General features: G+C 61.1%; 17 protein-coding genes and 1 pseudogene. 6 read left to right on the forward strand and 12 right to left on the reverse strand.

Annotated elements, in window-relative coordinates; genetic code table 11:
• Positions 1 to 94: 94 nt before the first annotated feature.
• Positions 95 to 313 (reverse strand): annotated as a pseudogene (locus tag ACW9JE_RS19165) (hypothetical protein); the annotation flags it as partial.
• Between the two features lie 212 nt (positions 314 to 525).
• Here ACW9JE_RS19165 and yegS point away from each other — a divergent pair.
• A complete protein-coding gene (gene yegS, locus ACW9JE_RS19170; protein WP_457433629.1) occupies positions 526 to 1,443 on the forward strand; it encodes a lipid kinase YegS in 918 nt (305 codons plus the stop codon).
• Here the strand turns inward: yegS and ACW9JE_RS19175 are convergent.
• From ACW9JE_RS19175 to ACW9JE_RS19185, 3 genes are all read right to left on the reverse strand, one after another.
• On the reverse strand, positions 1,427 to 2,083 hold the full coding sequence (locus tag ACW9JE_RS19175) for a response regulator (protein ID WP_175377017.1): 657 nt from the start codon (positions 2,081 to 2,083) through the stop codon (positions 1,427 to 1,429). The genes yegS and ACW9JE_RS19175 overlap by 17 nt on opposite strands.
• Positions 2,080 to 2,973 (reverse strand): sensor histidine kinase, encoded by an 894-nt coding sequence (locus ACW9JE_RS19180; RefSeq protein ID WP_224536508.1) that lies wholly within the window; start codon positions 2,971 to 2,973, stop codon positions 2,080 to 2,082. Before ACW9JE_RS19180 ends, ACW9JE_RS19175 begins: the two co-directional genes overlap by 4 nt.
• A gap of 494 nt (positions 2,974 to 3,467) precedes the next feature.
• Complete coding sequence (locus ACW9JE_RS19185) at positions 3,468 to 3,938, reverse strand: hypothetical protein (RefSeq protein ID WP_224536474.1); 471 nt, start codon at positions 3,936 to 3,938, stop codon at positions 3,468 to 3,470.
• A gap of 493 nt (positions 3,939 to 4,431) precedes the next feature.
• Here ACW9JE_RS19185 and ACW9JE_RS19190 point away from each other — a divergent pair, with 493 nt between their 5' ends.
• Together ACW9JE_RS19190 and ACW9JE_RS19195 are read left to right on the forward strand one after the other, a co-directional pair.
• Positions 4,432 to 5,367 (forward strand): chemotaxis protein CheV, encoded by a 936-nt coding sequence (locus ACW9JE_RS19190; protein WP_224536471.1) that lies wholly within the window; start codon positions 4,432 to 4,434, stop codon positions 5,365 to 5,367.
• A 641-nt stretch (positions 5,368 to 6,008) separates the two neighbouring features.
• On the forward strand, positions 6,009 to 6,815 hold the full coding sequence (locus tag ACW9JE_RS19195) for an MOSC domain-containing protein (RefSeq protein ID WP_224536469.1): 807 nt from the start codon (positions 6,009 to 6,011) through the stop codon (positions 6,813 to 6,815).
• 69 nt (positions 6,816 to 6,884) lie between these two features.
• Here ACW9JE_RS19195 and ppnP read toward each other — a convergent pair whose 3' ends face one another.
• From ppnP to ACW9JE_RS19235, 8 genes are all read right to left on the reverse strand, one after another.
• Complete coding sequence (ppnP, locus tag ACW9JE_RS19200) at positions 6,885 to 7,169, reverse strand: pyrimidine/purine nucleoside phosphorylase (RefSeq protein ID WP_224536466.1); 285 nt, start codon at positions 7,167 to 7,169, stop codon at positions 6,885 to 6,887.
• Positions 7,170 to 7,230: 61 nt separating this feature from the next.
• On the reverse strand, positions 7,231 to 7,782 hold the full coding sequence (locus ACW9JE_RS19205; protein ID WP_224536465.1) for an exonuclease domain-containing protein: 552 nt from the start codon (positions 7,780 to 7,782) through the stop codon (positions 7,231 to 7,233).
• A gap of 63 nt (positions 7,783 to 7,845) precedes the next feature.
• Complete coding sequence (locus tag ACW9JE_RS19210) at positions 7,846 to 9,816, reverse strand: acetyl/propionyl/methylcrotonyl-CoA carboxylase subunit alpha (RefSeq protein WP_457433630.1); 1,971 nt, start codon at positions 9,814 to 9,816, stop codon at positions 7,846 to 7,848.
• 106 nt (positions 9,817 to 9,922) lie between these two features.
• The gene (locus ACW9JE_RS19215; RefSeq protein WP_457433631.1) at positions 9,923 to 10,720 is read right to left on the reverse strand and encodes an enoyl-CoA hydratase/isomerase family protein; all 798 of its coding nucleotides are present in this window, start codon (positions 10,718 to 10,720) and stop codon (positions 9,923 to 9,925) included.
• Complete coding sequence (gene atuD, locus ACW9JE_RS19220) at positions 10,717 to 11,874, reverse strand: citronellyl-CoA dehydrogenase (RefSeq protein WP_224536460.1); 1,158 nt, start codon at positions 11,872 to 11,874, stop codon at positions 10,717 to 10,719. Before atuD ends, ACW9JE_RS19215 begins: the two co-directional genes overlap by 4 nt.
• A gap of 46 nt (positions 11,875 to 11,920) precedes the next feature.
• Positions 11,921 to 13,537 carry a geranyl-CoA carboxylase subunit beta gene (gene atuC, locus ACW9JE_RS19225; RefSeq protein ID WP_457433632.1) on the reverse strand — a complete coding sequence of 539 codons (1,617 nt, stop codon included), beginning with the start codon at positions 13,535 to 13,537 and terminating at the stop codon, positions 11,921 to 11,923.
• Between the two features lie 3 nt (positions 13,538 to 13,540).
• Positions 13,541 to 14,410, reverse strand: a complete 870-nt coding sequence (locus ACW9JE_RS19230) for an SDR family oxidoreductase (RefSeq protein WP_224536455.1) — start codon at positions 14,408 to 14,410, stop codon at positions 13,541 to 13,543.
• A 12-nt stretch (positions 14,411 to 14,422) separates the two neighbouring features.
• Positions 14,423 to 16,225: an acyclic terpene utilization AtuA family protein gene (locus ACW9JE_RS19235; RefSeq protein ID WP_457433633.1), complete on the reverse strand. Its 1,803-nt coding sequence runs from the start codon at positions 16,223 to 16,225 to the stop codon at positions 14,423 to 14,425.
• A 178-nt stretch (positions 16,226 to 16,403) separates the two neighbouring features.
• On the opposite strand from ACW9JE_RS19235, the gene ACW9JE_RS19240 reads away from it, so the two are divergent.
• The 3 genes from ACW9JE_RS19240 (at position 16,404) to ACW9JE_RS19250 (ending at position 19,009) form a co-directional block, all read left to right on the forward strand.
• Positions 16,404 to 17,030: a TetR/AcrR family transcriptional regulator gene (locus tag ACW9JE_RS19240; protein ID WP_372242525.1), complete on the forward strand. Its 627-nt coding sequence runs from the start codon at positions 16,404 to 16,406 to the stop codon at positions 17,028 to 17,030.
• A gap of 88 nt (positions 17,031 to 17,118) precedes the next feature.
• A complete protein-coding gene (locus tag ACW9JE_RS19245; RefSeq protein ID WP_224536449.1) occupies positions 17,119 to 17,922 on the forward strand; it encodes a substrate-binding periplasmic protein in 804 nt (267 codons plus the stop codon).
• 79 nt (positions 17,923 to 18,001) lie between these two features.
• Positions 18,002 to 19,009 (forward strand): GNAT family N-acetyltransferase, encoded by a 1,008-nt coding sequence (locus ACW9JE_RS19250; protein ID WP_224536447.1) that lies wholly within the window; start codon positions 18,002 to 18,004, stop codon positions 19,007 to 19,009.
• Positions 19,010 to 19,086: the final 77 nt, after the last annotated feature.

Genomic DNA, 19,086 nt, shown 5'->3' on the forward strand with positions numbered 1-19,086 from the left:
GGTCGTCAACGATAACGCGGGCTGTCTGGATGCCCGCGGTGTCTGGTCTACCATCGCGAGCATGCTCGCTCCTACAGGTTTGGGTCAAAAGCACTCAATGCGCCAACAACAACGTCACCAGCTGATCAAACCGGCTATTGGCAATCCAGCCCAGCAGACCCAGCAACACCGCCGTCCCACCCACGGTATAGGCAAGGCGATGCTTGATGGATTTGACTTCGCTGCGCACGTTTTCCATGTCTTTGCGCAGGTATTTGAGGTGCGCCTCCAGTTCGGTGACTCGGGGTTCCATCTCATCTTCTCCTTGGGTTTTTTATTCTGCGGAAGGCTGAAAAATCCGGACACCAAAGTGTATGAATCCCACCTGATGGTCAATTAAGGCAATTCCTCACCTTTTGTAAGAAAAATCCTGTCTTGCACGACTTGGCTGTGCGCGAAGGAAAATAATTGGACTGGCATCGACTTTTCTTACAGGGTCGAGGGTCAACATCTCCCATATGGCACTCAAACCTGAGGGGACTGCACATGAGCGAACGCAAAGCGCTACTGATTCTGCATGGCAAGCAGGCGCTCAACGAAGAAGTTCGCGCGGCCGTCGAGAGCAAGCGCGAACAGGGTTGGGAGCTGGCCGTACGGCTGACATGGGAGGGGGGGGATGCGCAACGTCTGGTAACCGAGGCTGTGGCAGCGGGCTACACGCACATTGTTGCCGGAGGCGGCGACGGTACGCTGCGGGATATCGCCGAATCCCTGTCCGAACAGTCGAAACAGGCCAGTCTTGTCCTGATGCCGCTCGGCACCGCCAACGACTTTGCCCGCGCTGCCGGTGTGCCCCTGGAGCCGGCCCAGGCGCTGGATCTGCTGGACGTTGAACCCTGTGCCATCGACCTGGGAGAAGTCGGTGGCCAGGTGTTTCTGAACATGGCCACCGGCGGATTCGGCAGCCAGGTCACCGCCAACACCTCCGAGGACCTGAAAAAGGTCCTGGGCGGCGCCGCGTATCTGTTCACCGGTTTGTCACGCTTCAGCGAACTGCACGCCGCCTATGGCGAGTTGCAAGGGCCGGATTTTCACTGGAGCGGTGATCTGCTGGCTCTCGGGATCGGTAATGGCCGGCAGGCGGGGGGCGGGCATGTGCTGTGTCCACAGGCTCTGGCCGACGATGGCTTGCTCGATATCAGCATCCTGCCTGCGCCGCAGGAGCTGGTCGACACGCTGAAGAATCTGTTGGCAGATGGTTTCGGCCTCGACAGCATGTTCGTGCGGGCCCGGTTGCCGTGGGTCGAGATCAAGGTCTCCGAAGGCCTGTACATCAACCTCGATGGCGAGCCGCTGGAAGGGGATAGTCTGCGTTTCTCGGCGCGACCAGCGGCCCTTCGCGTGCATTTGCCAGAGGATTCGCCGCTATTGAGCGCGACGCAATCTGTCAGTCGTCCAGACTGATGATCTGCTCGCGCACGGCGAACAACACCAGGCCCGCCACATCGAAAATCTGCAGGCGTTTCATGATTTGCGAGCGGTGGGTTTCCACGGTCTTGACGCTCAGGCCCAGGCCGTTGGCGATTTCCCGGGTGGACTTGCCGCGAACGATCAGGCGCAGGATTTCCAGCTGACGGGCCGTCAGGTTGTGCGTGTCCGAGGGCTCGGGGGCGGTCTGGTTCCGGGTCAGTGCCTGGGTGATTACGGTGTGGGCAATGGCCGGGCTCAGGTAGCGTTCGTTGTTGCGCAAGGCTTCAAGGGCATGTTCCAGCTCGGTCGGGGTGGTGTCCTTGAGCAGGTAGCCATGGGCCCCGGATTCCAGGGCCTGCATGATCAGCGCCGGGTCGGTGTGCATCGACAGGATCAGCACCTTGCTGTGGGGACGGATGCGCTTGAGCTGCTGCAACGCCTCAAGGCCACCGGTCTGCTTCATGGAAATATCCAGCAGCACGATATCCGGGGACAGATGTTCGACCATGGCCAGCAGCTGCGAGCCGTCGTTGGCTTCGCCGATCACGGCATAACCAGGAAGGTCCATCACCAGGGCGCGCACGCCAGCCCTGATCAGCGAGTGGTCATCCACCAGAAGTAAGTTACAAGTCAATGCATAACCTTATTCGTACTGGCCCGTTCTAGCGCGCGGGGCGCCCAGGGGAATAGAGCTTCGATTTGAGTGCCTTGGCCCGGCTCGCTGGTGACGTTCAGCGTGCCGCCCAACTGAGTGATCCGCTCCGACATGCCGGCCATGCCACGCTGGCCCTCGCGACCGGGGTCGGTGGCGGGGGCGAAACCCTGGCCGTCGTCATGGATCGACAGCGAAAGACCTTGAGGCAAACGCTGCACACACACCACCAGATTCTGCGCGTTGGCGTGGCGCAACATGTTGGTGACGGCTTCCTGGGTAATGCGAAACGCCGCCACGGCCATTTCTTCCGGGATTCCGGTCAGGCGCTGGTGGCATTCCAGGCTCCAGTGCACGGAGGTATTGGCCAGCGTCTTCAACAGGTGCGCACGCAGGCTGGCTTCCAGGCCCAGGCTGGTCAGTTGCCTCGGATTGAGGATGGCCGACACATCCCGGACCTTGGTCAGAGTCTCTTCCAGGGTGTCGCACAGTACGGCGCACTGTCCCTGGAGTTCTTCGGGCATGCGGCGCTTGAGCCAGGCGCTTTGCAGCTTCGCCGCGGTCAGCAACTGACCGATGTCGTCATGCAGTTCGCGACTGAGCCGGTGCCGTTCGTTCTCCTGAACCTCCAACAAACGATCGGCCAGTTCCTGCGGCTGAAACTTGATCGATTTGCGCGACAGCCGATATTGCACGCCGACGCAACTCAAGGCCGCGATGTTGAGAATCAGCAGACCCAGGGGCAGGGGAATCGAAAGGCAATAGACCAGCAGGCTTCCCAACGTCGAGCAGGCGCACAGCGAAAGCGTGAACCGACGCGCGTTTTCTCGTGAGGGTGGCCAAGTGGCAAGTGACTTGAGGCTGGCGTACATAACGGAATGGAGCCAATGAAGATGCGCTGCGGGCAGGCCGGTCATGCTCTGACGGGCCTCTGTTTTGTCATGTTGTACAACAACGTCAATGGCGCATGATTTTTGTACAAGAAAATTGGCTGGAAACTTGTCCGGGCCAGTAGAAAGTCATGTTTCCATTATTTGACGTCAACTAATGGGCGGCATAGTACCACTTAAGATACCGTTGGTCGCGCACGGGATATATGTCCTGGAGGTCAGGAACAACGCATTTGGAAAGAGAGATCTCACGAGGAAAGTGGGGTTATCGTCACCGTTCGGCATCGATTCGCCACGGAACCCGTTGTTTGGTTTCCGCTGAGCCCCTGTTTCGGACAGGCGTCTAGTTGCCTGAAGGGAGAGTTGTTACTTGCATCGGTCGCAATTGGATAAGCAATGTTCAATTACGACAGGGTTAAATCAAACAACCGTCAACTAACAGTAATTATTGTGAGTTACGACACGGTTTCAATGACTCAGGCCTGACGCTCCATGTAGGGGACCACAGTGAAAGGCTTGGAATTGACCGGCAGTTGAAACGGGTGATGACCCACCTGGAAGGCAAAGGCTTCGATCAGGGTGGTCTGCTCGGTTTCATCGAGACACAACTGGCCGGTGTTCTGGTCGATCAGCTCGAGCTGCCAGGCGATCAGCGTCAGGCAGTCCTTGAGGGCGCGCAGGGCCTCGTCGTGCAGGTCCATATGGTTCTGGGCATGATTGAGCAGGCCATGGATGTGCAGGGAAAACTCCGACACGGCAGCGAGAGCCAGGGCGTCCGCCTTGCTGGCCAGTTTGAGCAGCGTACTGAGCAGGCAATCGATTGCGTCCCTGTCATTACTGATCAATTGCAGGTGGCTCAGGCATTCCTCCGTTTTGGCCAGAAGCGATTCGGCTTCGATGAGAAACTCCGGGACCCGCTTTGCCCACTCTTTACGATTGTCCGGCATGCTTATCTCCACAACGTCATGACTAATGAGGGGATGTCGTGTGTGTCGACGAGAACGTTGGTCGTTCCGACGTCTGCGTTTCGTCGTGCAATCGCGTTCCGCCAGGCAGAGGCACCGGCAACGGAACTAGTTATGAGGGTATAGGGTTGAGGGCCCGCGATCGCACACAAAAGCCTGACTCCATTCATGCAATGAGAATGGCGTCACATTAATGGCTATTGGATATTGCGAATATCAGGTTGCACCTGATTGTTGCTCAGGGAATCCCTTACGCGACGGAACCTATTGAATTATCAATGGTCGCGCGCTCGGAAAATGTAGCAGATAAATTCACATCGCCAGTAAAGCATGATGTTAATGTGACATCAATGTTGAAGTGCGGCATTTTGTACGGGGTCAAGGTCTTTCACATCCAGCCGATAACCTCCTATTCGTGACTTATATCGGTACATCATCACCGGTGCATCATCGGTACAACACCCAGGAGTCAGTAATGGCCGGCATTCTTGATACGGTAGACCAACGTACGCAACTGGTGGGTGAGAATCGCCTGGAAATTCTCATGTTCCGCCTGGCCGGACGGCAATTGTTCGCAATCAACGTGTTCAAAGTGCAGGAAGTCCTGCAACTGCCGAAGCTGACCCTGATGCCTCAGCGCCATCCGTTCGTTTGCGGCGTGGTCAATCTGCGCGGCCAGACCCTGCCGGTGATCGATCTGTCCCAGGCCATTGGCATGCGTCCGCTGGTGCCGGGACCGAACAGCACCATTATCGTTACCGAGTACAACCGTTCCGTGCAGGCGTTCCTGGTCGGTGGCGTGGATCGCATCGTCAACATGAACTGGGAAGCGATCATGCCGCCGCCGAGCAGCGCCGGTCGCCAGCATTACCTGACTGCCATCAGCAAGGTCGATGATCAGTTGGTGGAAATCATCGACGTTGAGAAGGTTCTGGCGGAGATCGTGCCTTACAACGCCAAGGTATCTCGCGAAAAATTGGCGGATCCGGTTCTGGAGCGTGCCCGTGGTCGTGAGGTGCTGCTGGTGGATGACTCCAATGTGGCGCTGGCGCAGTTGCGCGATACGCTGGGGCAGTTGGGGGTGAAGATGCATATTGCCAGTGACGGCTTGAAGGCGTTGAACATGCTCAAGGCGTGGGCGGACAGTGGTGTCGATATGACCGAGAAGCTGTTGATGGTGTTTACCGATGCGGAGATGCCGGAGATGGATGGTTATCGTCTGACCACGGAAATCCGCAACGATCCGCGTTTGCGTGGTCTTTATGTGGTGTTGCATACGTCGCTGTCCGGCAGTTTCAACGATTCGATGGTCAAGAAGGTGGGTTGCGACAACTTCCTGTCCAAATTTCAGCCGGACAAGTTGGTGGATGTGGTGCGCCAGCGGTTGGTGCTCGACGAAGTTCCGGCGTAAAACCCTGTGGGAGCTGGCTTGCCAGCGATGGCGGCCTGGTAGCCGACCTGATCTTGCGGATGTACCCAGATTCCATTGTGGGAGCGAGCCTGCTCGCGAGCTTTTGATTGTGTACATATCCATTGCTGCGGGCGCGGCGGCTGTCGGTTCCGCCCTGACGGTCGGGTCACTTTTGGCAAACGCCCGGAATGCCGGCCCAGCCAAAAGTAACCAAAAGGTCTCGCCCCAACGTTCGGTCCCTCGCCAAGGCTCGGGATCCCTTCGCTCCGGCATTCATCCGGGGGCATCGCCTCCGGTTTGCTTCGCTGCACCTCCTCTCGATGTGTGCGGCTTCGCCGCACGGCGCTGCGCGCCTGCCCCCCGGATGAACGCCTCCACTCAGCCTGCCGAAGGGCGGGTGGATCAAAATCAAAAGCAAAGCAGCCGAGGCGAGCTGACACTCGACCTTTCGGCTGGTTGTCCACATTCCCCTGAACGAACGCTTTTCTGTAGGAGCGAGGCTTGCCCGCGAAGGCGTCCTGACAGACGACCTGTTTTTTCGACTGGGTTTAGTTCTCGTGTAGGAGCAGGCGAAATTTCAACCTTTGATTCAACGCTGAAGCTCGTATAGGGTGGCTTTTTTGTTTTTCAGGGAGTTGGCCATGCTGCGTCTGGGCGCGCTTTATCGTTATCCGTTGAAATCCGGCAAGGGCGAGGCTTTGCAGCAGGTCGGTCTCGACAAGCTGGGGCTGGACGGTGATCGACGCTGGATGCTGGTGGACGAGGCCAGTGGGCGGTTTCTGACTCAGCGGGCGGTGGCGCAGATGAGTCAGCTGTCGGCGTTGTGGAATGCCGAGGGTGGTCTGACTCTCAAGGCGCCAGGGCATCCAACGATTGATATCGCGCTGCCAGCCAGCGATGCCGAACTGCGCGGCGTGACTATATGGCGCGACACGTTGCGGGTGCCGGATGCCGGCGATGCCGCGGCGGCTTGGGTCAGTGAGTTCATCGGCAAGCCGACGCGCCTTGTGCAGATCCCGCTTGAACGCGCCCGTACCACCGAAGCGGGTTATGGCAAGGACGATGATCAGGTGGCGTTCGCCGATGGTTTTCCGCTGTTGCTGATCGGCCAGGCGTCGCTTGAGGATCTGTCGCAGAAAGTCGGTCGCCCCATGGAAATGCTGCGTTTCCGCCCGAATCTGGTGATCGAGGGTAGCGAAGCCTTTGCCGAGGATGGCTGGAAGCGCATTCGCATCGGCGAGGTCGAGTTCCGGGTGGTCAAGTCATGCTCGCGTTGCATCCTCACCACCATCGACCCGCAGACCGGTGAGCGCAGTGCCGATCGCGAACCCTTTGCCACCTTGCAGCAATACCGTGCCAACGCCAATGGCGCGATGTTCGGGCAGAATCTGGTCAACGATGGCAACGGTCGCCTCGAAGTCGGCATGCCGGTGACTGTTCTGGAATAAACGCCCGTTAAACAAAAATGCCCGTGTCCTTGGACACGGGCATTTTTTTGCGCTGTGAAACCCGAGGGTTTAGCCGCGGTATTCGCACAGGTAGGCGGTGTCGACGGCGACTTTCAGCTGGAACTTGCTGTCGGCTGGCACGTTGAACTGGCTGCCGGCGGCGAAGGTCTGCCAGTCGCTGCTGTCCGGCAGTTTGACGGTCAGGGCGCCGGACACCACGTGCATGATTTCACGCTGGCTGGTGCCGAATTCATATTCGCCCGGAGCCATGACGCCGATGGTCGCCGGACCTTCAGCGGTGCCAAAGGCGATCGACTTGACGGTGCCGTCGAAGTACTCGTTGACTTTAAACATGGGCGATTCCTCGAAAAGGGCTAAAAAGGGCCGGCCAGTATGCACAAGGGGGCCGGTGTCGTCACCTCTCCAGAGGGGGGAGAATCTGCGGCAGCAGACGAGCCGTATTGCGCGCGTCCTCCAGCGCCCGGTGCTGCTGCCCGGTAAATTGCAGGCCGGCCAATTGCAGCGCGCTGTTGAGCCCCAGCGGCCGTTCCAGACGCCGGGCCTTGGCGAAGCGCTGCTTGAGGTTGATGTGCGGTGTGCGGCTCAGCTGACTGTCGAGTTGCAGGCGCTGCCACTCCTGAATGAGCTGCTTGCGATCGTAATCGCCCCAGCTGACCCAGCCTTCCAGGGGCGATGGATGCTGCCCCAACCATTGCTCGAACGACGGCCAGATTTCACTCAGGGTCTGCGCCGAGTCGACATCGGCCTGGGTGATGTGGGTCAGCTCCCGGCAAAAAGGGGTCAGAAGCGGCCGCCGCAAGGGCCGCACGAAGCATTGGAAGTGGTCGACTTCGCGCCCTTTGCGGTCCACCAGCGTGGCGCCGATTTCGATGATTTCCATTTCCGTGACAGGCCAGCCACCGTCATCGGTGGTGGCTTCCAGATCAATGACCAGCCAATGAGGCATTGCAGGGTTTCCCGGTATCCGCGTCTTAATGGGTTTGAGCGTAGCCAAACCCTGCGGTTCCGCCTAGCCGACCGATTCCACCTCCAGCAGAATCTGCCGATTCTTGACCTGATCGCCGACCTGCACCTGCAGGCGCTTGAGTACGCCGTCGATACCGGACTTGAGCGGATGTTCCATTTTCATCGCCTCCAGCACCACCAGCAGCTGGCCCTTGCTGACCTGGCTGCCCTCGTTGACCAGCACATCGACGATCGCCCCGTCCATCGGCGCCTTGAGCGTGCCGGAGCTGACGCTGGCCGAACTGCTGACCGGCGCCTGGGTGCGGTCTTCCAGGCACAGGCTGCCGGGCCGGGTAAACAGACAGATTTGCCCGGCCTGCAAGCGGTAGGCATGGCGCTGGCGGATGCCGTCGATTTCCAGCGTCGCCTGGCGCCTATCGCAATCGATGATTTTCAGCTCAAGGCTGCGCTCGGCCGCTTGAATCCGCAACGCCTCGCCCGGCACGGCATTCAATGACACCGACCACTGCTGTTCATCCAGCCCCAGCCGATAGTGCAGCGCCGCACTGGCGTTGTTGCGCCAACCGGCCAGCGGGCCACCGTGCGCTTGTGCCGATGCCTGATAGAGCAGGGCGGTGGCAATCGCCAGCTCTTCGGCACTGGGTTCATGCGCACGCAGGCACGGATGCTCGGCGAAGTGCTGCGTGATGAACGCGGTACTGAATTGGCCATCAATGAATTGCGGATGCTGCAACAGGCTGGCGAGCAGGCGCTGATTGCTCTGCACCCCCAGCAACACGCTGTCCTGCACCGCCCGCAGCAACTTGCGCCGGGCATCTTCGCGGGTCGCGCCATGGGCGATCAGTTTGCCCAGCATCGGGTCGTAGAACGGGCTGATGCTGGCGCCTTCGATCAGGCCATGGTCGATCCGCACGCCACTGTTCAGCGCCGGTTCCCAGGCATCGATGCGCCCGGTCTGTGGCAGAAAATCCCGGGTCGGGTCTTCGGCATACAGGCGCACTTCCATGGCGTGCCCGTTGAGTTGCACCTGTTCCTGACGCAACGGCAGCGGCTGCCCTTCGGCGATGTTCAGCTGCCAGGCCACGAGGTCCAGGCCGGTGATCAGTTCGGTCACCGGGTGTTCCACTTGCAGACGGGTGTTCATCTCCAGGAAGTAAAACTCGCCCCGGGCATCCAGCAGAAATTCCACGGTGCCGGCGCCGACATAGTTCACGGCGCGACCGGCCTTGAGCGCCGCTTCACCCATGGCCTGGCGCAGCGCTTCGGTCATGATTGGGCAGGGCGCCTCCTCGATGACTTTCTGATGGCGGCGCTGGATCGAACAGTCGCGCTCGCCAAGGTAGATCAGGTTGCCGTGGCGGTCGCCGAACAGTTGCACCTCGACGTGCCGGGGTTCGATCAAGGCCTGTTCGAGGATCAGTTCGTCGCTGCCAAAACCATGCAGGGCCTCGGAGCGCGCGGTGCGAATTTGCTCCAGCAAATCTTTCGACTCGTGCACCAGGCGCATGCCCCGTCCGCCACCGCCGGCACTGGCCTTGATCATCAACGGATAGCCGATGCGCTCGGCCTCGCGGCTCAGCGTCGCGTCGTCCTGCTCGGCACCCTGGTAACCGCGGATGCACGGCACGCCGGCTTCCAGCATGGCGATCTTCGACAGGCGCTTGCTGCCCATCAGCTCGATGGCGTCGGCGTCGGGACCGATGAAAGCGATGCCGGCCGCGTGGCAGGCGCGGGCGAAATCGGCGTTTTCCGAGAGAAACCCGTAGCCGGGGTGGATCGCGTCGGCGCCGGTGCGGCGGGCGGCGTCGATGATCGCCGGGATGTTCAGGTAGGACTGCTGCACCGCGGACTGACCGATGTGTACGGCTTCGTCGGCCATCTGCACATGCAGCGCATCGGCGTCGGCGTCGCTGAATACCGCGACGGTGCGATAGCCCAGGGACTGGGCGGTGCGCTGGATGCGGCAGGCGATTTCACCGCGGTTGGCGATGAGGATTTTGCTGAAGCCGGGCATGGTTGATTCCCCTGGTTCTTGTGGTGAATGTGAGGGCCTCTTCGCGGGCAAGCCTCGCTCCTACAGAATTACGCGCACCGTAGGAGCGAGGCTCGCCCGCGAAGCTTTAGGAGGCCCACCCCGGTTTACGCTTCTGCACAAAAGCCATGGTCCCCTCGACCCCCTCGGCTCCCGTCACCGCCTCACTGAACCACTGCGCCGCCTGATCCAGCAGCTCTGCCGACGGCTGCACCGCACTGGCCAGCAACAATTGTTTGGTCGCCGCATTCGCCCCCGGCGCACAACACAGCACATGGGCCAGCACCTCATCGAGGCGCTCGGCAAGGGCTTGCATGTCCTGCTCGACAAAGTGCACCAGCCCCATCCGCAACGCCTGTTTGCCATCGAACCGCGCCGCCGTCAGTGCCAGACGCCGGGCCTGGGTCAGGCCGATGCGCTGCACCACGAAAGGCGCGATCTGCGCCGGCAGCAGGCCGAGGCTGGTTTCCGGCAGGCCGAATTGCGCCTGATGATCGGCAATGGCGATATCGCTGACACACGCCAGACCAAAACCACCGCCCAGCACCGCGCCCTGCAAAACCGTGATCACCACTTGCGGCGCGTTCTGGGTTTCTTCCAGCAGGGCACCGAAGGCACGGTTCAATTCGCGGTAGGCGCTTGCGCCCTGGACGCGGGCGTTGGCCATGTCCTTGATGTCGCCGCCGGCACAGAAATGACCGTCGGCGCCACTGATCACCAACGCACGAACCGCCCGATCATCACGCACCGCCGCCAGTACCGCGCGCAGTTCGTTGACCATCTCAAGGCTCATGGCGTTGCGGCTTTGCGGGCGATTGAGGGTGATGTGCAGCACGCCGTTGTGCGGCTCCAGCAGCAACGTCTCGCAAACCGGCAGGACGCTCATTTCTTTTTCCCCGGCAGGATGCCCATCAGCTTGCAGATGATCCCCAGCATGATTTCGTCGGCACCGCCGCCGATCGACACCAGCCGCACATCGCGGTAGGCGCGGGCCACGGGGTTGTCCCACATGAAGCCCATGCCGCCCCAGTATTGCAGGCAGCTGTCGGTGACTTCCCGACCCAGCCGCCCGGCCTTGAGCTTGGCCATGGAGGCCAGGCGGGTGACGTCCTGGCCTTTGACGTATTGCTCGGTGGCCTGATAGACCAGCGCGCGCAGGCATTCGATTTCGGTCTGCAATTCGGCGAGACGGAAGTGAATGACCTGGTTGTCGATCAGCGCACTGCCGAAGGTCTTGCGTTCCTTGCAATATTGGATGGTGCTGTCGACGCAGTATTCCAGGCCCTTGATCATGTTCGCCGCGCCGAACAGGCGTTCTTCCTGGAACTGCAGCATCTGCATCATGAAGCCCGCGCCTTCATGGCCGATGCGGTTGCGTTGCGGCACGCGCACGTTGTCGAAAAACACCTGGGCGGTTTCCGAACTGCGCATCCCGAGCTTGTCCAGATGGCTGCTCAGGCTGATGCCCGGGGTGTTCATCGGCACCATGATCAGCGACTTGTTGATGTGCGGTTTGTCGTCGGAGGTGTTGGCCAGCAGGCAGATGAAATCGGCGCTCGGCGAGTTGGTGATCCACATCTTGCTGCCGTTGATCACGTAGTCGTCGCCGTCCTTGCGCGCGGTGGTCTTCAGCCCGGCCACGTCGGAACCGGCACCCACTTCGGAGACCCCGATGCAGCCCACCTGCTCGCCGCTGATGGCCGGACGCAGGAACTCGTCACGCAGTTCATCGGAGCCGAAGCGTGCCAGCGCCGGTGTACACATGTCGGTCTGCACACCGATGGACATCGGGATGCCGCCGCAGTGAATGGTGCCGAACTCTTCGGCGGCGACGATCGAGTAGCTGTAGTCGAGCCCCATGCCGCCGAATTTCTCCGGCTTGGAAATGCCCAGCAGACCCAGCTCGCCGGCCTTGCGGAAGATCTCGTGGATCGGAAAACGCCCGGCCTTTTCCCAGGCCTCGACGTGCGGATTGATCTCGTGATCGACGAATTGGCGGACGGTGCGGCGCAGTGCTTCGTGTTCCTGGGTGAAGATCATTTTTATTGTTCTCCTTAAGTAAGAGGGGCACTGCGTTATCTGATCGTCAGAACCGCGCCACACCAAAACTGTTGGCCTGCAACGGCCGCACCTCGGCCTCGTGACAGATGTCCAGCAAGAACCCAAGCAAGGTCCGGGTGTCGCGCGGGTCGATCAAACCGTCGTCCCACAGGTTGGCGCTGCCATAGAGCGCCGTGGACTGGGCATCGAGTTTCTGCGCGGTGACCTGTTCGAGCATGTCGAGCATTTTCGGGTCGGGCACCAGGCCGTCTTTGGCCTGCTTGGCCTCGGTGACGATACGCAGCACCTTGCCGGCCTGGGCGCCACCCATCACGGCGGTGCGGCTGTTGGGCCAGGCGAAGATGAAGCGCGGGTCGAGGCCGCGGCCGCACATCGCATAGTTACCGGCGCCATAGGAGCCGCCGACGACAATGGTGAGTTTGGGCACCCGGGCATTGGCCACCGCCTGGATCATCTTGGCGCCGTGCTTGATCACGCCTTGCTGTTCCGATTCGGTGCCGACCATGAAACCGGTGGTGTTGTGGAAGAACAGCAGCGGCGTCTGGCTCTGGTCGCACAGCTGGATGAACTGCGCCGCCTTGCTCGCGCCCTTGGGCGTGATCGGGCCGTTGTTGCCGATGAAGCCGCAGGTGCGCCCGTGGATCTTCAGATGACCGCACACGGTCTGCTGATCGAACTCGTTCTTGAAGTCGAGAAAGCTCGAGCCGTCGGCGATTCGGGCGATGATTTCGCGCACGTCGTAGGGCTTTTTCGGATCGTCCGGAATCAGCCCCAGCAGTTCCTCGACGGGGTAGAGCGGCTCTTTCCATTCAGGCTGCGCACGCTGCGGCAACTGATCGTTCCAGGACAGCAGGCTGACAATCTCGCGCACCTGACGTACGCCGTCGGCATCGTTTTGCGCCAGATACTCGGCAGTACCGGCGAGTTGCGCGTGCATCTCGGCGCCACCCAGTTCTTCATCGGTGGCGATTTCACCGGTAGCGGCCTTGAGCAGCGGGGGACCGGCGAGAAACAGCTTGGCCTTGCCGCGCACCACCACCACGTAGTCCGACAGGCCCGGCTGATAGGCGCCGCCCGCCGTGGCCGAGCCGTGCACCACGGTGATCTGCGGCAGGCCCATGGCTGACATCCGCGCTTGATTGGCGAAGCTGCGCGCGCCCTCGACGAAAATCTCCGCCGCGTAGTTGAGGTTGGCGCCACCGCTTTCGGCGAGGGTGATCACCGGCAGTTTGTTTTCCATGGCGATCTGTTGCAGGCGCAGAGATTTTTTCAGGCCGCTGGGGGAAATGGTCCCGCCCTTGATCGCGCTGTTGTTGGCCACGATCAACGCGCGCACGCCGGACACGTAACCGATCCCCGCAATCAGCCCGCCACCGGCCGAACTGCCGTCCTTGTCGTCGTGCAGCTTGTAGCCGGCCAGGCTGGCCAGTTCGAGAAAAGGCGCGCCGGGGTCCAGCAGCAGGTTGAGGCGTTCGCGAGGCAGCAGTTGCCCGCGCTTGTCGAATTTGGCCCGGGCTTCGTCCGCCTTGTTCAACAGGTTCTGTTCCAGCTGACGGATCTGCTCGACGCCCACCAGCATGGCCTCGCGATTGCGGGCGAACTGTTCACTGTGGGGATCGAGTTGCGACTGAATCACCGGCATGGGTTATTCCTTGTCTTTGAGCACGTCGGGAAGATAGGCGCGGTGGAAACCGTTGTACGACTCGCTGTTGGTCGCCTTGTGAATCGGCCACGCGCGCCCGCCGAGGCTGGCGGCGCCATCGATGCGCAAGGTGCTGCCGCTGATGAAGGCGGCCGCCGGGCTCAGCAGGAAAACGATCGCCGCGCTGACTTCCGATTCGGTGCCGATGCGTTTGAGCGGCACGTGTTCGCGCAAGGTCGGGATCACCGCCTTGAAGGCGCCTTCGTAAGTGTCCATGCCGCTGGAGGCGATCCAGCCCGGCGCCACCGCATTGACCCGCACCCCGGCGTAACCCCATTCGAAAGCGGCGGTCTTGGTCAGGTTGTCCATGCCCGAACGCGCCGCGCCCGAGTGGCCCATGCCGGGCATGCCGCTCCACATGTCGGCGAGCATGTTGACGATGGCGCCGCCGTGTTTGCTCATGGACTGGTTGAACACTTCCCGGGCCATCAGGAAACCGCCCACCAGATTGGTGCGCACCACGGTTTCAAAACCTTTCTGGTTGATCGAGGCCAGCGGCGACGGATACTGCCCGCCGGCATTGTTGACCAAGCCGTGAATCGGCCCGTGCTTGCGGATCAGCTCGCCCACCATGTGGCTCACCGCTTCTTCATCACGGATATCACAGGTGCTCCAGTCGGCCTTGCCGCCATCTTCGGCAATCTCGGCAACGACGCTTTTCAGCTTGTCGGCCTTGCGCCCCACCAGCACTACATGAGCACCGAGAGCTGCCAGTTCATGGGCGGTGCAGCGGCCGATGCCACTGCCACCACCGGTGACGATGATCGTCTGGCCCGCGAAAAGATCGGCTTTGAAAATCGAATCGTAGGCCATGACGGCAGTCCTCTAATTGACCTGGTCGGCGATGCGCTGGGGCACCGGAATCTGGATTTCCAGCAGTTGCTGGGCGAAGGCCTTGCCCTGCGGGTCGATGCGCAAGCTGGCGACACCGCCGCCGCCGAGGGCGTTTTCCAGCAGGAAGTTCAGGCTGTGGCTGGCGGGCAGATACCAGCGCTCGACGCGCCCGTGAATCGGATCGAGGACGTGGCTCATCCAGTCGACGATCACCGCCGGCGTCAGCGCCTCGGCGATCCACGGCAGGAACTCCGGCTCGCGGGCCATGACCCCGATATTGCTGTGGTTGCCCTTGTCGCCGGATCGGGCCACGGCGAGCTTGATCAGCGCCACGCTGGCGTCGGCGCGCTCGCCGGGTTTCGGCGGGTCGAGGGGAAGGGGCAAGGTGTCGGGGTCGAGCACATCGATGGCGGGCAGGGCGCAGGGCAGGCGCTGGCCGTTGAATTCAATCTCCACCGCGCAGGCGCTTTTGTCGATGAGGAAGGAGAACAGGCGGATCAGCGGATAGACCGTCGGCCGACCGCCGACGATGCCGCTCAGCCCCGGTGCCATGCCGGTCGCGGCCTGGGCGATTTCCCGGGAAAACAGGATCAACGCCTGCTTGTTCGGATGGCGCACCGCCAGTTTGATCACCACCTCGCGGCTGTCCCGGCGCTGGCCGTGGGGGCCGTAGGTGGCTTCGCTGCCGAGCAGTTCGATGTTCACGTCGGTGTAGCGTGGCCAACCGCGCTGCTCGAACATTTCCGAGGTCTTGTCGATGATCGCCTGGCTGACGCGCCGAGCCTTGTCTACTGCGTCGATGCCGGCGATCAGGCAACTGGCGGTGCATTTGAAACCGTCGGGAAAGGTGGCGCTGACCTTGTATTGATCGGTGGGCGGCAAGCCTTTGGCGCCGTGGACCCGCACCGCATTCTTGCCCTGTTGCACCAGTTTGACGTGAGTGAAATCGCAGACCACATCCGGCAGCAGATAGGCCCGTGGGTCGCCGATCTCATACAGCATCTGTTCGCCCACCGTCAGTGGCGTGACCAGTCCGCCGGAGCCTTCGGGTTTGCTGACGATGAACTGGCTGTCGGCGCTGACTTCGACGATCGGGAAACCTATGTGTTCGTAGTCGGGCACTTCGCGCCAGTCGGTGAAATTGCCTCCGGTGCACTGCGCGCCGCATTCGATGATGTGGCCGGCCAAAGCGGCCTGGGCCAGCTTGTCGTAGTCCTGCCAGGACCAATCGAACTCATGCACCAGCGCGGCACTGACCACGGCGCTGTCGACCACCCGCCCGGTGATCACGATGTCGGCGCCCAGGCGCAGGGCTTCGACTATGCCCGGCGCGCCCAGGTAAGCGTTGGTCGAGACGCACATCGGCGGCAAAGGCGCGCCGCTGAACATTTCATGAATGCCGCGGCTGCTCAGGTGTTTGAACTGCGGTTGCAGGTCGTCGCCCAGCAGCACGGCGATCTTCAGGGCGACCCCGGCCTTGTCGCAGGCCGCTTGCAGGGCGGCGGCGCAGGCCTGTGGATTGACCCCGCCGGCATTACTGATCACGCGGACGTTCTGCGCGGCGAGCTGCGGGAGAAGGGGAGTGAGGACTTCGACGAAGTCGCTGGCATAACCGGCCTGGGGATCTTTCATCTGTGCCCCGGCCATGATCGACATGGTGATTTCGGCCAGGTAATCGAATACCAGGTAGTCCAGGCGGCCACCGTCCACCAGTTGCGCGGCGGCAGTCGAGGTGTCGCCCCAGAACGCGCTGGCGCAACCGATGCGAATGGTTTTGGCAGCAGTCATTTGCATAACCCCCTTTCGACAAAGTGTTTCGAGACTACCAAGCAAGCGCTTGGTTTGTAAACTCCGGAAATATCTTCTGCCCGAGCGCTTGCTTGGTTGCTGATGCCAGACTAAATTGCCCGCGCAAGTCCCCTGTTTTAGCGGGGATCGGCGTTGGTGACTGATCGACTGTAGGAGAGAACGGGTGGACGAGCAAAAAGCCCTGAGGGTGATGCGTGAATTGGTCGACAACGGCCAGTTGACCGATCCGGACAGCGCCCGTGGCAAGCTGCTGCAAGTGGCCGCCCACCTGTTTCGCAACAAGGGTTACGAGCGAACCACCGTGCGCGATCTGGCCGGTGCCGTGGGCATTCAGTCCGGGAGCATCTTTCATCACTTCAAGAGCAAGGACGAAATCCTGCGGGCGGTGATGGAAGAGACCATTCGCTACAACACCGCCTTGATGCGCGCGGCCATCGCCGAAGCCGACAGCGTGCGCGAGCGGGTGCTGGCGCTGATCCGCTGCGAATTGCAGTCGATCATGGGCGGCAGCGGCGAGGCCATGGCGGTGCTGGTTTACGAATGGCGTTCGCTGTCCGACGAGGGTCAGGAAAAAGTCCTGGCCCTGCGCGATATCTATGAAGACATCTGGCTGCAGGTGCTGGGCGAGGCCAAGAGTGCCGGTTTCATCCGCGGTGATGTGTTCATCACCCGACGTTTTCTCACCGGCGCGCTGTCCTGGAGCACCACCTGGTTTCGCGCCGATGGCAGCATGAGCCTGGATCAGTTGGCCGATGAGGCGCTGATTCTGGTGCTGGAGGAGAAGCAATAACGGCGTGTGGGTCGGCAGGAAACTGGCTAACTGGGCGAAACCGCCTAGCTTGAATGCAATGACGCAGTGTTTGGGGGTGGGTGGTTTGATGTTTTCGCCAATTCGGACGGCAACAGGTTTTTTTCTGGCAATGCTCGCGACGTCGTGGGTGCTGCCGTCCCAGGCTGCACAACTGGTGCGCATCGGTGCCGCGCACTTTCCTCCGTACACCGTACGCCCGGAAAAAGGAGCGGACACCGGCCTGTTGCCGCAGTTGGTAGAAGCGCTCAATGCCTCGCAAAAGGACTATCAATTCGTCCTGGTACCCACCTCGATCCCTCGGCGATTCGGCGATTTCAAGCAGGGCCGGATCGACATGGCGATCTTCGAAAACCCTGCCTGGGGCTGGAAGGACATTCCGCACACCGACGTCGACATGGGCCTGGAAGACGCCGAGATTTTCGTCGCCCAACGCCATCCGGAGAATCGCCCGGAGCGTCAGCAGGATTACTTCACCGACCTTGCCGGCAAGCGCCTGGCGCTGTTCAGCGGCTATCACTACGAATTCGCCAACTTCAACGCCGAGCCCAAATACCTGGCTACCACGTACAACGCCACGCTGACTTATTCCCACGACAGCAACCTTCTAATGGTGCTGCGCGGTCGCGCCGACATCGCCCTGGTCACGCGCTCCTACCTGAGCGACTATTTTCTGCGCAATCTGAAAGTCGCTGACGAGTTGCTGGTGTCCAATCGCATCGATCAGGTCTATCACCACTACGCCATCCTGCGCCCGGCCTCGCCGATCTCGGGCGAAGCGTTTGGGCAGTTGCTGCAAGGCTTGCGCGACAATGGGCAGATGCTGAAGATTTTCGACCCGTACAAGATCGCGATCGTGCCGGTCCCGCGTTAACCGCGCGCTTTCTCTTAAATTTCCGCCCCCGGCTCACGTCCCATCGTTGAACTGTCGACGATTATCGTGAGCCCCCTCCATGTCCAATCCGAATGACCTGACGACCCTGGCCTTGCCCACAGGCCGCCGTCTTGTAGCCGATGCAAGCGAAGGCCGCTTGAGCCTGAGCCTTGATGATCAACCGCTGATTAAGTTGCGCATGACACGCGATCACGAACTGCAACTGGAAGAGGGCGGTGACCGTCCTTCCAGTCAGGCGATCTGGGCCGCCTGTTATTGGCTGTTTGCCCGCGATCCGGCCTGTCAGCACCTGAGCTGGCGATTGGCCGAGGCGCCGACCGAGGCCTTGCTCGGCGGCTTGCTGATCCCCACACAAACCCCTAATGAATATCGCTGCGAACGCGGGCTGTTCTGGCAGTTGCCGCAACCCTGGCTGGGGCAGTCGCTGAGCGCCTGTTATCCACAGCAGATGGTCATCACCAATGGCAAGCGCCACCCTCTGAGACCGATCAAGCCGAAGGGCGAGGTGTATCGGCGTTTCGATGCGCGGCTGGGGAGGTGGATTTCCCTGCGCACCCTGGACATCGACCTCGATCTGGCCCGGTTCAACCGCTGGCAGAACAGTCCGCGGGTGGCGAGTTTCTGGCAGGAGGAGGGCAGCCTCGAGCAGCATCGCGAGTACCTGAGCAAACTCGAGGCCGACCCGCATACCGTGACCCTGATCGGCTGTTTCGATGATCAGCCTTTCGCCTATTTCGAAGCGTACTGGGCAAAAGAGGACCGGATTGCGCCGTTCTATGAAGTTGCCGATTACGACCGTGGCATTCACATGCTGGTCGGCGAAGAAAACCACCGTGGCCCGCACAAGGTGGCGAGCTGGTTATCGGCCCTGACCCATTACCTGTTCCTCGACGATCCACGCACCCAGCGCGTGGTCGCCGAACCGCGTGCCGACAATGCCAAGATGATCGGGTACATGCAGGGGCAGCGGTTTCATTGCGAGAAGGAATTCGACTTTCCGCACAAGCGCGCGGCGTTGATGGTGCTGGGGCGTGAGCGGTTTTTTGAGCGGTGTGAATTGGCGTGATGTTCAGGGCTCAAGATCCGTTGCGGTCTTGAGTCAGTCTTCGCGGGCAAGCCTCGCTCCCACAGGTTTTACGGTGC

Source organism: Pseudomonas sp. SDO55104_S430 (genome assembly GCF_054070595.1).

Excerpts from the sequence above, each read along its gene's own strand:
- yegS (WP_457433629.1), top strand. The coding sequence starts at position 526 with ATGAGCGAACGCAAAGCGCTACTGATTCTGCATGGCAAGCAGGCGCTC.
- ACW9JE_RS19180 (WP_224536508.1), bottom strand. The coding sequence starts at position 2,973 with ATGTACGCCAGCCTCAAGTCACTTGCCACTTGGCCACCCTCACGAGAA.
- ACW9JE_RS19185 (WP_224536474.1), bottom strand. The coding sequence starts at position 3,938 with ATGCCGGACAATCGTAAAGAGTGGGCAAAGCGGGTCCCGGAGTTTCTC.
- ACW9JE_RS19190 (WP_224536471.1), top strand. The coding sequence starts at position 4,432 with ATGGCCGGCATTCTTGATACGGTAGACCAACGTACGCAACTGGTGGGT.
- ACW9JE_RS19195 (WP_224536469.1), top strand. The coding sequence starts at position 6,009 with ATGCTGCGTCTGGGCGCGCTTTATCGTTATCCGTTGAAATCCGGCAAG.
- ppnP (WP_224536466.1), bottom strand. The coding sequence starts at position 7,169 with ATGTTTAAAGTCAACGAGTACTTCGACGGCACCGTCAAGTCGATCGCC.
- ACW9JE_RS19205 (WP_224536465.1), bottom strand. The coding sequence starts at position 7,782 with ATGCCTCATTGGCTGGTCATTGATCTGGAAGCCACCACCGATGACGGT.
- ACW9JE_RS19210 (WP_457433630.1), bottom strand. The coding sequence starts at position 9,816 with ATGCCCGGCTTCAGCAAAATCCTCATCGCCAACCGCGGTGAAATCGCC.
- ACW9JE_RS19215 (WP_457433631.1), bottom strand. The coding sequence starts at position 10,720 with ATGAGCGTCCTGCCGGTTTGCGAGACGTTGCTGCTGGAGCCGCACAAC.
- atuD (WP_224536460.1), bottom strand. The coding sequence starts at position 11,874 with ATGATCTTCACCCAGGAACACGAAGCACTGCGCCGCACCGTCCGCCAA.
- atuC (WP_457433632.1), bottom strand. The coding sequence starts at position 13,537 with ATGCCGGTGATTCAGTCGCAACTCGATCCCCACAGTGAACAGTTCGCC.
- ACW9JE_RS19230 (WP_224536455.1), bottom strand. The coding sequence starts at position 14,410 with ATGGCCTACGATTCGATTTTCAAAGCCGATCTTTTCGCGGGCCAGACG.
- ACW9JE_RS19235 (WP_457433633.1), bottom strand. The coding sequence starts at position 16,225 with ATGCAAATGACTGCTGCCAAAACCATTCGCATCGGTTGCGCCAGCGCG.
- ACW9JE_RS19245 (WP_224536449.1), top strand. The coding sequence starts at position 17,119 with ATGTTTTCGCCAATTCGGACGGCAACAGGTTTTTTTCTGGCAATGCTC.
- ACW9JE_RS19250 (WP_224536447.1), top strand. The coding sequence starts at position 18,002 with ATGTCCAATCCGAATGACCTGACGACCCTGGCCTTGCCCACAGGCCGC.